11 protein-coding genes are annotated in these 13,773 nt (G+C 57.6%); 8 read left to right on the forward strand and 3 right to left on the reverse strand.

Going from position 1 to position 13,773, the window contains the following annotated elements:
* Positions 1-172: 172 nt before the first annotated feature.
* The 3 genes from pldA (at position 173) to rhtC (ending at position 3,733) form a co-directional block, all read left to right on the forward strand.
* On the forward strand, positions 173-1,042 hold the full coding sequence (pldA, locus tag DCH402_RS01215; RefSeq protein WP_039999165.1) for a phospholipase A: 870 nt from the start codon (positions 173-175) through the stop codon (positions 1,040-1,042).
* Positions 1,043-1,195: 153 nt separating this feature from the next.
* Entirely contained in the window at positions 1,196-3,040 is a 1,845-nt protein-coding gene (recQ, locus tag DCH402_RS01220) for an ATP-dependent DNA helicase RecQ (RefSeq protein WP_040003279.1), read from the forward strand.
* Between the two features lie 69 nt (positions 3,041-3,109).
* Positions 3,110-3,733, forward strand: a complete 624-nt coding sequence (rhtC, locus tag DCH402_RS01225; RefSeq protein ID WP_039999167.1) for a threonine export protein RhtC — start codon at positions 3,110-3,112, stop codon at positions 3,731-3,733.
* 58 nt (positions 3,734-3,791) lie between these two features.
* On the opposite strand, the gene rhtB is transcribed toward rhtC, so the two are convergent.
* Entirely contained in the window at positions 3,792-4,412 is a 621-nt protein-coding gene (gene rhtB, locus DCH402_RS01230; RefSeq protein ID WP_027710667.1) for a homoserine/homoserine lactone efflux protein, read from the reverse strand.
* A 111-nt stretch (positions 4,413-4,523) separates the two neighbouring features.
* On the opposite strand from rhtB, the gene pldB reads away from it, so the two are divergent.
* Positions 4,524-5,531, forward strand: a complete 1,008-nt coding sequence (gene pldB / locus DCH402_RS01235; protein WP_039999169.1) for a lysophospholipase L2 — start codon at positions 4,524-4,526, stop codon at positions 5,529-5,531.
* A 52-nt stretch (positions 5,532-5,583) separates the two neighbouring features.
* Positions 5,584-6,381 (forward strand): sugar/pyridoxal phosphate phosphatase YigL, encoded by a 798-nt coding sequence (gene yigL / locus DCH402_RS01240; RefSeq protein ID WP_039999170.1) that lies wholly within the window; start codon positions 5,584-5,586, stop codon positions 6,379-6,381.
* On the opposite strand, the gene glpQ is transcribed toward yigL, so the two are convergent.
* Positions 6,372-7,454: a glycerophosphodiester phosphodiesterase gene (gene glpQ, locus DCH402_RS01245; protein WP_039999171.1), complete on the reverse strand. Its 1,083-nt coding sequence runs from the start codon at positions 7,452-7,454 to the stop codon at positions 6,372-6,374. The genes yigL and glpQ overlap by 10 nt on opposite strands.
* A gap of 153 nt (positions 7,455-7,607) precedes the next feature.
* A complete protein-coding gene (gene glpT, locus DCH402_RS01250; RefSeq protein ID WP_012767982.1) occupies positions 7,608-8,957 on the reverse strand; it encodes a glycerol-3-phosphate transporter in 1,350 nt (449 codons plus the stop codon).
* Between the two features lie 299 nt (positions 8,958-9,256).
* Here glpT and glpA point away from each other — a divergent pair, with 299 nt between their 5' ends.
* The 3 genes from glpA to glpC are packed head-to-tail and all read left to right on the forward strand — an operon-like array spanning position 9,257 to position 13,339.
* Positions 9,257-10,900 carry an anaerobic glycerol-3-phosphate dehydrogenase subunit A gene (glpA, locus tag DCH402_RS01255; RefSeq protein WP_039999174.1) on the forward strand — a complete coding sequence of 548 codons (1,644 nt, stop codon included), beginning with the start codon at positions 9,257-9,259 and terminating at the stop codon, positions 10,898-10,900.
* Positions 10,890-12,140 carry a glycerol-3-phosphate dehydrogenase subunit GlpB gene (gene glpB, locus DCH402_RS01260; protein WP_039999176.1) on the forward strand — a complete coding sequence of 417 codons (1,251 nt, stop codon included), beginning with the start codon at positions 10,890-10,892 and terminating at the stop codon, positions 12,138-12,140. Before glpA ends, glpB begins: the two co-directional genes overlap by 11 nt.
* On the forward strand, positions 12,137-13,339 hold the full coding sequence (gene glpC / locus DCH402_RS01265) for an anaerobic glycerol-3-phosphate dehydrogenase subunit GlpC (RefSeq protein ID WP_039999177.1): 1,203 nt from the start codon (positions 12,137-12,139) through the stop codon (positions 13,337-13,339). The genes glpB and glpC overlap by 4 nt, the downstream gene beginning before the upstream one ends.
* The last annotated feature ends 434 nt before the right edge of the window (positions 13,340-13,773 follow it).

Raw genomic sequence — 13,773 nt, forward strand, 5'->3', positions numbered from 1 at the left:
TTTTTGGTTGATGAATTATTATTTTAGGCGCCGTTATGGTTTCCCGCTACTGAGGGGCGTGATAAGGACTGGAAAACTGTGAAAAATGGGCAAGCTGTGTACACTGTCCACTTTGATTTCAGTTTGTTATCCGAGCCACATTACTATCATGATCCTTTGGGAGACGACGCACATGTATAAATCAGGTGGGATGGTGCTTGCGCTGATGCTGACGGCGACAGCGCAGGCGCAGGAAGCCCGTGTTCAGGAAATTCATGATGCGCCTGCCGTACCGGGCAGTATTATCGCCGGGCTGCTGCAAAAGCATGATACGCCGTTCATGCTTTACCCTTATGAAAGTAACTACCTGCTTTACACCTACACCAGCAATATCAATAAACAGGCGATCCAGAGCTACAGTTGGGCCGAACATGCCCGCAAAGACGAAGTGAACTTTCAGATAAGCCTGGGTTTCCCGTTGTGGCGCGGTATTGCCGGAGAAAATTCGCTGTTGGGGGCGTCTTATACCCAGCGTTCCTGGTGGCAGATGTCCAACAAAAGTGAGTCGACCCCGTTTCGTGAAACCAACTACGAACCGCAGTTGTTCCTTGGCTGGGCGACCGACTACCGCTTTGCCGGCTGGACGTTGCGCGACGTGGAGTTGGGGTTCAATCATCAATCTAACGGACGTGCCGACCCGACGTCGCGCAGTTGGAATCGGGCTTATGCCCGCCTGATGGCGCAGAACGGTAACTGGCAGGTGGAGGTGAAACCCTGGGTTCGCCTGAGCGACAGTGAAGATGATAACCCGGATATCATCCGCTACATGGGGCACTATCGGGTACGGGTCGGCTACCACTGGGGAGACAGCATTTTCAGTGCCGAAGGCCGTTATAACTGGAACAGCGGCTACGGCGGCGGCGAGCTGGGATGGAGTTATCCGATCACCGATCATGTTCGTTTCTATACCAAGGTATTCAGCGGCTACGGCGAGTCGTTGATTGACTACAACCACCGCCAAACCCGCTACGGTATTGGCGTGACGCTCAATGATATGTTTTAGCCATTTCATCATGATGCCGGGGTGATTGCATGCCGCCGCAGAAAACCCGGCAACAGACGTTGCAGTTTTGACGAACGGCGCTGAAAATAGCGCCTGTTTGTGTTTTCAAAAGCAGTAACTAACTTTTTCAGGGCAGTGAATAACGGTGAAGGCGTGTCTACGGCAGACGTATTGAATGCGGACGTATTGAGTAAAGAGATGCTGGCGATGCAGGTGCTGCGCGAAACCTTCGGCTACCAGCAATTTCGACCTGGCCAGCAGGCTATCATCAATGCCGCCGTCAGCGGGCGTGACTGCCTGGTGATCATGCCGACCGGCGGGGGGAAATCGCTGTGCTATCAGATCCCGGCGTTGGTGCTGGATGGGCTGACGCTGGTGGTATCGCCGCTGATTTCCCTGATGAAGGATCAGGTCGATCAGCTACAGGCTTACGGTGTGGCGGCGGCTTGTCTCAATTCCACCCAGAGCCGTGAGCAGCAACAGGCGGTGTTCAGCGCTTGCCGTCGCGGCGAGCTGAAGTTGCTGTATATCGCGCCGGAACGGCTCACCACCGAGGGGTTTCTCGATCAACTGGCGCACTGGAATACGGCGCTTATCGCCATCGATGAAGCACACTGTATTTCCCAGTGGGGACACGATTTTCGCCCGGAATACCGCGCGCTGGGGCAGATTAAGCAGCAATTTCCCGCGCTGCCGATTGTGGCGCTGACCGCCACTGCTGATGACACTACCCGCCAGGATATCGCCCGGCTACTGGATTTGCGCGACCCGCTTACCAATATCAGCAGTTTCGACCGCCCGAATATCCGTTATACGCTGGTGGAAAAATTCAAACCGCTCGATCAACTGTGGTTGTTTATACAAGGACAGCGCGGCAAGAGCGGCATCGTGTATTGCAACAGCCGGGCCAAGGTGGAAGACCTGTGCGCCCGGTTGCAGAATCGTGGTTTGAGCGTCGGCGCCTATCATGCCGGGCTGGAGAACGACCGCCGCGCCCAGGTGCAGGAAGCGTTTTTGCGCGACGACCTGCAGGTGGTGGTCGCCACCGTGGCGTTCGGCATGGGCATCAACAAGCCTAACGTGCGTTTCGTGGTGCATTTCGATATCCCGCGTAATATCGAATCCTACTATCAGGAAACCGGCCGCGCCGGGCGTGACGGCCTGCCCGCCGAAGCCGCGCTGTTCTACGACCCGGCGGATATGGCCTGGTTGCGCCGTTGTCTGGAAGAAAAACCGGCCGGTATGCAGTTGGATATCGAACGGCACAAACTGAATGCGATGGGGGCGTTTGCCGAAGCACAGACCTGCCGCCGTCTGGTGTTGCTCAACTATTTTGGCGAAAACCGCCAGCAAGCCTGCGGCAACTGCGATGTCTGTCTCGACCCGCCCCGGCGCTACGACGGACTGGTAGACGCGCAGAAAGCGTTGTCCTGCGTCTACCGCGTCGGGCAACGATTCGGCATCGGCTATATCGCTGAAGTGCTGCGCGGCGCTAATAATCAGCGCATCCGCGAATTCGGTCACGATAAACTGCCGGTGTATGGACTGGGTAAGGATAAAACGCAGGAACAGTGGGTCAGCATTTTGCGTCAATTGATCCACCTCGGGCTGCTGGCGCAGAACATCGCCCACCATTCCGCGCTGCAACTGACCGAGTCGGCGCGGCCGGTGCTGCGTGGCGAAGTGCCGCTGCAACTGGCGGTGCCGCGCGTCATCAGCCTGAGCAAACCGCGCGCCAGCCAGAAAAGCTACGGCGGCAATTACGACCGCAAACTGTTTGCCAAACTGCGCAAACTGCGTAAATCCATTGCGGATGAAGACAATATTCCGCCGTACGTGGTGTTCAGCGATGCCACGCTGTTGGAAATGGCCGAGTTGTTGCCGGTCACCGCCAGTGAACTGCTGGCGGTCAATGGCGTTGGCCAGCGGAAACTGGAGCGATTTGGCGCCCCGTTTATGACGTTGATCCGTGATCATCTGGATAACGGCGATGACTGATGACTGAGGCGTGCTCAGTCTGTTAGCCGGGGTCTGCGCCTTTTATGGCACGTAAAAAAAGGAATAAACATGGTGATGCTGTTTCTCACGGTGGCGCTGGTGCATTTGATTGCGCTGATGAGCCCGGGTCCGGATTTCTTTTTTGTTTCCCAAACGGCGATTAGCCGTTCCCGCCGCGAAGCGCTGGCAGGAGTGCTGGGGATCACGTTGGGTGTGCTGGTCTGGGCCGCTATCGCCTTGCTGGGGTTGCATTTGTTACTGGAGCGTATGGCGTGGCTGCACCGCATTGTTACCGTCGGTGGTGGCTTGTATCTGTGCTGGATGGGCTGGCAATTGCTGCGCTCGGCGTTGCGTCAGCGCGCGCATCAGGAGGATGGCACCGTCGAGGTGGCATTGCCGCAACGGGGTAAGACCTTTATGCGCGGATTGTTAACCAACTTGTCTAACCCTAAAGCCTTGATCTATTTCGGCAGCGTGTTCTCGCTGTTTGTCGGCGATGACGTGGGTACGGCGGCGCGCTGGGGGCTGTTCGCCCTGATTTCTCTGGAAACCTTGCTGTGGTTCAGTCTGGTAGCGCTGGTGTTCGCCCTGCCGGTGATGCGTCGCGGTTATCAACGGCTGGCGAAATGGGTGGATGGTTTGGCGGGCGCACTGTTTACCGGCTTTGGTATCCACCTGATTATTTCGCGTTGATTGGCTCTGGCGGGAAGATGCTCGTCGCCCATGCAGCGACGAGTCGATAAAACCCAAATCAGGCTTTGCGTGCCGTCGCCAGCAGTGCGCCGACCAGCATGAACAGCGACCCGAAGGTCCGATTCAGTTGTTTGAGCTGACGTGGGCCTTTCAGCCACAGCGCGATGCGCCGCGCCAGCGTGGCATAGCCGATCATCACGATGATGTCGACCACCACGGTAGTGACGCCCAGCACCAGATACTGCATCGCCTGGGGCTGATGCGGGATAATAAACTGCGGAAACAGCGCCGCCAGAAACACGATGCTTTTCGGGTTGGTCAGGTTAACCAGAATCGCCCGTTTGAACAGACGGCGGCGCGGCATACTGTTGGCCAGCGTCTGCAAGTCCAGCGAGCCGGCGCTGCGCCATTGTTGAATACCCAACCAGATCAGGTAAGCGGCGCCGAACCATTTCAGCATGTCAAACGCCAGCACCGACTGAGATAACAACGCCCCCAGGCCGATACCCACCAGCACGATGTGGATAGCCAAACCCAGTTGCAGCCCGGCGATGGAGGCTACCGCGCCGCGGTAACCGTGGCTGATGCTGGTGCTCATGGTGTTGATGGCGCCGGAGCCGGGCGACAGGCTCAAAATTAATGTGGTGACAAGGTAGGTTAACCACCAGTCCTGGGTCATGGCTGCGCTCCCTGATTGCGGTTTTTTATGCCACAATACGCCAATGCCTGTCTTTGTGCTACCGCTCACAAAAATCAAACTGCTCAGCATGATTGACCTCGGGAGAGCCTGATGAATCCGTATCCGGAATGCCTGCTGACCAGAGAGTGGCAGTACGCCGCATTTGTTACCGGGCCGCTGCTGGATTTCTGGCGACAGCGTCAGGAAGGGATGTTCATCGGCGTGGATGACGTGCCTATCCGTTTCGTTCGTTTTACCTCGCCGTTGCACCAGCATCTGGTGGTGGTATTGCCCGGCCGTACCGACAGCTACGTAAAATACGCCGAGGTAGCCTACGACCTGTTCCAGTGCGGTTACGACGTGTTGATGATGGACCACCGTGGTCAGGGGCGTTCCGGCCGGTTGCTGAAAGACCGTTATCGCGGGCATGTTAAGCGCTTTAGCGATTATGTGGACGATGTGGCGACGCTGTGGCAGCAACAGGTGGCGCCGGGGCACTATACAAAGGGGCACTATACAAAACGGTTCGCGCTGGCGCATTCAATGGGCGGTGCGATTCTGGCGCAGTTTCTGGCGCGTCAGCCACAAGCGTTCGATGCGGTGGCGCTGTGCGCGCCGATGTGCGGCATCCTGCTGCCGATGCCGCGCTGGCTGGCCTGGCGCATTTTGGACTGGGCCGAGCGCCACCCGGCGATACGGGACTATTATGCCATCGGCACCAGCCCGTGGCGTCCGCTGCCGTTTATGGCCAATGTGCTGACCCACAGCCATGCGCGCTACCGTCGCCATGTGCGTTTTTATGCCGACGACCCGGATTTGCGTATCGGCGGCCCGACTTATCACTGGGTGCGGGAAGCCTTGCTGGTGGAAACGCAACTGTTACCACAGGCGGCGGAGATCACCACGCCGTTGCTGCTGTTGCAGGCGGAAGAAGAACGGGTGGTGGATAACCGCAGCCAGGACGCCTTCTGTCGGGCGCTGGCGGCAGCCGGTCACCCGTGTGCGGATGGCCGACCTTACGTCGTTCGCGGTGCCCGTCACGATATTCTGTCGGAAAAGGATGCGATGCGGGCCGACGCCTTCGGGCGAATTTTGCAACATTTCAACGATTATCATTAATACGTCTGAGCGGTCATACCGCCCGGCACCAGCGGAGGTTGAATTTCAACGTATGTACCCGATTGTTGCTTCCGATCTGGACGGCACACTGTTGTCGCCTGATCACACCCTGTCACCCTATGCTAAAGAAACCCTGCGCCTGATGACGGAACAGGGCATTCATTTTGTGTTTGCCACCGGTCGCCACCATATGGATGTGGCACAGATTCGCGATAATCTGGCGATCAGCGCTTATATGATTACCTCGAACGGCGCACGGGTGCATAACACCGACGGCGAGCTGATTTTCAGTCACAATCTGGACCGCGACATCGCCCAGGAACTATATGGTATGGTCTATCACCATCCGGAAATCATGACTCACGTTTATCGCGACGATGAGTGGTTTCTGTGCCGCTCTCGTCCTGAGGAAGAGCGCTTTTTTACCGAGACGGTGTTCCGCTACAAGCTGTTCGACCCGGAAACGCTGGGTACGGACGGCGTCGGCAAGGTGTTTTTCACCTGTGAGGATCACGACAAACTGCTGCCGCTGGAAGAAGCGCTGAACGCGCGCTGGGGTGATCGGGTGAACGTCAGTTTCTCCACCCTGAGCTGTCTGGAAGTGATGGCGGGCGGCGTATCTAAAGGCCACGCACTGGAACAGGTGGCGAAAATCCTCGGTCACACCATCAAAGATTGCATCGCCTTCGGCGACGGCATGAACGACTATGAAATGCTGTCGATGGCGGGCAAGGGCTGCATCATGAGCAATGCCCACCAGCGACTGAAAGACATGCTGCCGAACAACGAGGTGATTGGCACCAACATCGAACACGCGGTGCCAAAATACCTGCGTCGTCTTTATTTCTGAGACGGCTGGGAATCCTGCGTTGAATGCAGGAACGCGACGGCCTTGTCGGGGAAATCCGTGAACAGGCCGTCCACATCGGCTTGCCGGTAGAGCAAGGCATAAAGCGCGTTGACGTCGCTGACGTACTTCGGCAGCCGATCGGCGCGTACGGTGTAAGGATGCACCACCATGCCGCTGGCGTGCGCCTCTTTTACCAGCGAGCTGATGGCGATTTTGCCCGCTTCGCCGCTGAGCAGCATGTGATAATCGGGGCCGACGCCGTCGGCGTAGCGGGCGATTTTCTGCATCGCGCCCGGTTTGAGCATCCAGTCGTAGTCATAGTTGACCCAGCGTCCGTCCGGCTGTTGCTGTTGCGTTTCCTGCCAACGGGTTTCGGCGATCAGTTGCACCAGTTTCAGGTTCATCCCCAACGCGGGTTCCAGTTCGGTTTTGATGCGCTGTAGCTCGTTGGCGTCAAAACATTGCAGATAAACCCGATCGCTTTTTTGGCGGTAGCCGTACTGTTTCAGTACCTCCAGCACCGCGCGGGAAATATCTTTGCCTTCCTGACGATGGAACCACGGTGCCTTGATTTCCGGGTAGATACCGATGTTTTTGCCGGTTGAGTGGTTCAGCCCCTGAATAAACTCGATTTCATCCTGAAAGGTGTGAACGCGGAAGTCTGATTTGCCCATCGGGAAGCGGTTCGGGTAGCTCTGTACCGGCTTGCCGTCTTTCAGGTCAAACCCTTCGGTGAAGTTAAGCGAACGGATTTCCGCCAGCGTAAAGTCGATGGCGTAGTAACGGCCGTCGGCGCGCGCCCGGCCGGGAAAGCGGCTGGCGACGTCGGTCACGCGGTCAAGGTAGTGATCGTGCAGCACCACCAGCGCGTTGTCTTTGGTCATCACCAGATCTTGTTCCAGATAGTCTGCGCCTTGCGCATACGCCATCGCTTTGGCCGGCAGAGTATGCTCCGGCAGGTAGCCGCTGGCGCCCCGGTGGGCAATGACGATTTTATCGCTGGTCTGCGCCAGCACACTGAGGGACATCACCAGTGCGACACCGGCCAATAATGGTTTGAACGGAGGAATCATGTCAGCGTCCTTTTTCAGTGGGAGAAAGAAAAGCTGTGTGAGTGGTGATGATGAAAACGAACAGGTCGTTGATAACTCCCCGCCAGTCCGGTATGAACCGGCGGGGATAATGCTCATGGTTTACGGTAAGTAAACCATGACGAGATGACAGAATCAGGCGCGCTTCGCCAGTTCTTCTTTATGTTTTTTCTCGTTGATCATGGTCAGAATCAACAGCAGCACCGCCAGTACGCTACCGCCGATCATCACCATGAAACCGCCGTTCCAGCCGAAGAAGTCTACGGTGTAGCCGACGATGGCGCTGGCTGCCACTGAGCCGCCCAGATAGCCGAACAGACCGGTGAAGCCCGCGGCGGTGCCGGCGGCTTTCTTCGGCGCCAGTTCCAGCGCGTGCAGGCCGATCAGCATTACCGGGCCGTAGATCAGGAAGCCGATGACGATCATACAGAGCATGTCTACGTTGGGGTTGCCCGCCGGGTTCAGCCAGTACACCACGGTGGCGATGGTCACCAGGCTCATGAAGAACACGCCGGTCGCGCCGCGGTTGCCTTTGAACACTTTGTCGGACATCCAGCCGCACAGCAGCGTGCCCGGAATACCCGCGTATTCGTACAGGAAGTACGCTATCGACGATTTATCCAGCGCGAAGTGCTTCACTTCTTTGAGGTAAGTCGGCGACCAATCGAGAATACCGTAACGCAGCAGATAGACGAACACGTTGGCGAAAGCGATGTACCACAACAGTTTGTTGGGGAACACATACTGCATGAAGATTTCTTTCGCCGTCAGTTCCTGTTCGTCTTTTTCGCTGTAATCCACCGGGTAATCGTTTTTGTATTCTTCGATCGACGGCAAACCACAGGATTGCGGCGTGTCGCGCATCATGGCGAAGGCGAACAGCGCGACCAGAATGGCGGCAAAGGCCGGCATATAGAGTGCGGCTTTCCAGTCCTGGAACCAGGCCATACCCAGCAGGAACAGCAACGGCGGGATGCCGCCGCCCACGTTATGGGCGCAGTTCCAGATAGAGACGATACCGCCGCGTTCTTTCTGCGACCACCAGTGCACCATAGTACGACCGCACGGCGGCCAGCCCATGCCCTGGAACCAACCGCAGATGAACAGCAGCACAAACATCACCATGATGCTGGAGGTCGCCCACGGGACGAAGCCCATAAACAGCATGACCGCGGCGGCCAGAATCAGACCGGCGGGCAGAAAGACGCGCGGATTAGAGCGGTCCGACACTGAGCCCATGATGAATTTGGAAAACCCGTAGGCGATGGAAATACCGGACAGTGCGAAGCCCAGGTCGCCTTTGGAGAAGCCCTGTTCGACCAGATACGGCATCGCTAACGCGAAGTTCTTTCTGACCAGATAGTAGGCGGCGTAGCCAAAAAAGATCCCCAGAAAAATCTGCCAGCGTAACCGGCGGTAGAGCGGGTCTACCTGATGTTCCGCCACGCGCGGGCGATGAGCCGCAGGCTTGAAAATACTCAACATAAATAAACGATCCCCGATAGTTATTTTCTATAACGCTCGCCAGCGTAGCGAATGCGCGTAATCCTCGATGTGAGTAAACGCGCAATTGTTACACTTTTATGACGTAGGGCGCTATTTTGAGCTTTAGATAACACAAATGAAATAACCATTTTTCATTTTTGAGTGATTTGAATCACATATTCGGCGTCATACCACCATTTAATTTTCGTTTTTTGAGTGTTTTTGTTCTTTATCAATCATTGCGGCGGCGTTTTATGTCCCACTAGACGCAGACGGCTCCGGATTGAGGTAAAACGGCAATGGCGAACAACGGTTTGCGGCGAGAAACGGATGTAGTGATTATCGGCGGTGGCGCCACGGGGGCGGGAACGGCCCGCGACTGCGCGTTGCGCGGGTTGCGTTGCCTGTTGCTGGAACGGCACGACATCGCCACCGGCGCTACCGGCCGTAATCATGGACTGCTGCACAGCGGGGCGCGTTATGCGGTCACCGATGCGGAATCCGCCCGCGAATGTATAGAGGAAAACCAGATTCTGCGGCGCATCGCCCGCCATTGTATCGAGCCGACCGATGGCCTGTTCCTGACGTTGCCGCAGGATGACCTCGATTATCAAACCCGCTTTATCGCCGCCTGTCAGCGGGCGGGGATCCGGGCGCAGGCTATCGAACCACAAGAGGCGCTGCGGCTGGAACCGGCGGCTAATCCGGCGTTGATCGGCGCCGTGCGTGTGCCGGACGGCACGGTCGATCCCTTCCGGCTGACCGCCGCCAATATGATCGATGCCTGCGAGCATGGTGCGGAAGTACTGACTTACCACGAAGTCATCGGATTGATCCGTCAGGGCGATCGTGTCGTCGGTGTGCGCGTTTTCGACCACAAACGCCAGGTAGCCAACGAAATTTATGCGCAAGTGGTGGTGAATGCGGGCGGCATCTGGGGGCAGCGCATCGCCGAGTACGCGGACCTGAATGTCCGCATGTTTCCGGCCAAAGGCGCATTGCTGATTTTGGGCCACCGCATCAATAACCGGGTGATTAACCGCTGCCGGCCACCGGCTGACGCCGACATTCTGGTGCCGGGCGATACCATTTCGCTGATCGGCACCACCTCAACCCGTATCGATTACGACCAGATAGACAACATGACGGTAACGCCGGCGGAAGTGGACACGCTGATCCGTGAAGGCAGCCTGCTGGCGCCGCAACTGGCGCAGACCCGCATTCTGCGCGCTTACGCCGGGGTGCGGCCGCTGGTGGCGAACGATAACGACCCGTCCGGGCGCAGCGTCAGCCGCGGCATTGTGCTGCTGGACCACGCCAGCCGCGACGGTCTGGAAGGTTTCGTCACCATCACCGGTGGCAAGCTGATGACTTACCGGCTGATGGCGGAATGGGTAACGAACAAAGTGTGCGAAAAACTCGGCCACCGGGTTGCATGTACCACGGCATCGCGACCGTTACCGGGGTCGGAAGTCTCGGATCCGGATACGCCGCAGGCCGCCTCGCCGCTATCGGCGCCGCTGCGTGGTTCCGCCATTTACCGCCACGGGCAGCGTGCCGTACCGCTGGTATCCGGCCAGCGGGTGGACAGCAGTCTGGTGTGTGAATGCGAAGCGGTGACGGCCGGTGAAGTGCGTTACGCGGTGGAGTCGTTGCAGGTTAATAACCTGACTGACCTGCGCCGGCGCACCCGCGTCGGCATGGGGACCTGTCAGGGGGAACTGTGTGCCTGCCGTGCGGCCGGTCTGTTGTGCCGGCTCGGGCAATCCACGCCGCAACAGGCGGTATCGCAACTGAGCCGGTTCCTTAACGAACGCTGGAAAGGTATGCGCCCCATCGCCTGGGGGAACACTTTGCGGGAAAGCGAATTTACCAGTTGGATTTATCAGGGCTTGTGCGGACTGACCGAACGCCCGGAACAGGAGGGCGGCGATGCGTTATGACGTGGTGATTATTGGCGGTGGGCTGGCGGGGTTAGTCTGCGGCATTCGCCTGCAAGAACAAGGCAAACGTTGCGCCGTAGTGAGCAGTGGACAAAGCGCGTTGACCTTTGCGTCCGGCGCGCTGGACCTGCTGGCGGCACTGCCGGACGGCACTGCGGTCGAGCAGCCGTTGACCGCACTGGACGAACTGGCCGCGCAGGCGCCGCATCACCCTTACACTCTGATCGGTAAGGCGCGAGTCAGCCAATTGGCGGCGGACGCTGAAGCCCTGCTGGCGCGTTGCGGGCTATGGTTGCGGGGGGAGAGCAGCGGTAATCATCAACGCCTTACTCCACTGGGCAAGTGGCATTCGTGTTGGTTGAGCCCATCGGACAGCGTGACGCGCGGTCTGGCAGGCTCGCCGGCGTGGCGGCAGCCGTTGGTCGCCGGTATTGAAGGGTTTATGGATTTTCAGTCCCGGCTGGTCGCCGGAGAATTACAGGCGCAGGGGATCGCGGCGCGCGCCGACGATTTGCGCTTACCGCTGCTGGATGCCCTGCGGCAAAACGCCAGCGAGTTTCGCTCATTGGCGATTGCCCGGCTGTTGGATACCCCGGCGGGAATCGCGGCGTTGGCGGAAGAACTGCTGATGCGGGCAAGCGGTAATGATGCCGTGATACTGCCCGCCTGCATCGGTCTGGAGGCGCAAGCGCAACTGAATACGGCGCTGGGTAAACCGGTGGGGCTGCTGGCGACGTTGCCGCCATCATTGCCGGGTATGCGGTTGCATCAGGCGCTGCTGGGGCGTTTTCGTCAGACCGGCGGGACACTGATGCCGGGAGACAAAGTCTTGTCGGCACAATCGCATGAAGCGGGCGTGGCGTTGTATACCCGTAGTCACGGCGAGGTGCCGTTGCGGGCCGAACATGTGGTATTGGCGAGCGGCAGCTTTTTCAGTAACGGTCTGGTGGCCGAACGCGATCGGGTGGTGGAACCGGTGTTTGGGCTGGACGTCGATTTTCTGCCGGTTCATGAGGACTGGAGCCAACCCAACCTGTTTGCTGCCCAGCCGTACCTGCAATTCGGGGTAGTAGCGGATGCGCAGTTGCACCCGGCTATCGGCGGTCATACCCAGTCCCGGTTGTATGCCATCGGTTCGGTATTGCGGGGATATGACCCGTTACGACAGGGATGCGGTGGTGGGGTTTCACTGCTGACCGCGTTATACGCCGCCGAGATGATGATAAGGGAGAACCCATGATGAGCCGGGCTGACACCAGTTTCGAGAATTGCATCAAGTGTACCGTCTGCACCACCGCTTGCCCGGTTGCGCGCGTCAACCCGCTCTATCCGGGGCCGAAACAGGCGGGGCCGGATGGCGAACGGCTACGGCGCAAAGACCCGTCGCTATTTGATGAAGCGCTGAAGTATTGCACCAACTGCAAGCGCTGCGAGGTGGCGTGCCCATCGGATGTCAAAATCGGCGATATCATCCAGCGCGCCAAAGCCAGCCATAGCCAGCACCGCCCGACGCTGCGCGATGCCATCCTCAGCCACACGGATCTGATGGGGTCGGTCGCTACGCCGTTCGCGCCACTGGTCAACAGCCTCACCGGGCTGAAACCGATGCGTCAGTTGTTGGACAAGGCGTTGAAAATCGATCACCGCCGCCAACTGCCGCGTTATTCCCACGGCACCTTCCGCAATTGGTATCGCCAACAGGCGGCGCACCAGTTGCAGTTTGAAGAACAGGTGGCCTATTTCCACGGTTGTTACGTCAACTACAACCACCCACAGTTGGGGCGTGACCTGATCCGCGTGTTTAACGCCATGGGGGTTGGGGTACAGTTGCTGACTAAAGAGAAGTGTTGCGGCGTGGCGTTGATCGCCAACCGGTTTCTCGATAAGGCGCGCAAACAGGCTCGTTTCAATCTGGCTTCGCTGGATGATGCCATCAACAGCCGCGGCTTGCCGGTAATCGCCACCTCATCCAGTTGCACCTTCACGCTGCGCGATGAATATCCCCATTTGCTGGGGCTGGACAATCACCACGTGCGCGACGGCATTGAACTGGCGACTCGTCACCTTTATCGCTTGTTGGATCAAGGCCGGACATTGCCGTTGCAACCCTTGCCGCTGCGGGTGGTGTATCACACCCCTTGCCATTTGGAACGCATGGGGTGGACGGCGTATACCCTGGAACTGCTGCGGCGTATTCCGGGGCTGGAATTGCAGGTATTGGATTCCCAATGCTGTGGTATCGCCGGCACCTACGGTTTCAAGAAGGAAAACTACGATACCGCGCAAGGGATTGGCGCCCCTTTGTTCCGGCAGATAGAGGCGAGCGGTGCTGATCTGGTGATCACGGATTGTGAAACCTGCAAATGGCAAATTGAAATGTCTACCAGCAAAACCTGCGAACACCCTCTCAGCTTACTGGCTAAAGCATTGCCAGCGTAACGGACTGTAGTGGATTGCCGCCCTCTCTGTTTTTTCTGCGAGAGGGCGCTCTTTTTCATTTCCCTTTCATTCTGAATGGTTAAATGTTAACCATTTGATTCTGAAAAAGTAATCTCTCACGTCTATGGCGAAACGGCCTGAACGTCAGGCAGAGCGGCCTTCTCAGGTATGATTTTTCTTTGAATTGAACAAAAAAACGCTTTACAGATGCAAATGATAATGATTATTATTGCCATGCGTTCCGGGAAAGCCTAATGAATCCATCCTTGTGACTCATCGCGGTTTTGCTGTGAAGGCACGACATTGCTCACATTGCTTCCAGTATTACTTAGCCAGCTCGGGTGCTGGCTTTTTTTTGTCTCGATTTTTTAGGAAACTAGATTCCTTTTTTCCTTGTTTGCGTGCCATCCCTGGCCGCCACCCTATGGGCCGTC

Origin of the sequence: Dickeya chrysanthemi NCPPB 402, assembly GCF_000406105.1 — a bacterium.
GTDB classification, from domain to species: Bacteria; Pseudomonadota; Gammaproteobacteria; order Enterobacterales; family Enterobacteriaceae; genus Dickeya; species Dickeya chrysanthemi.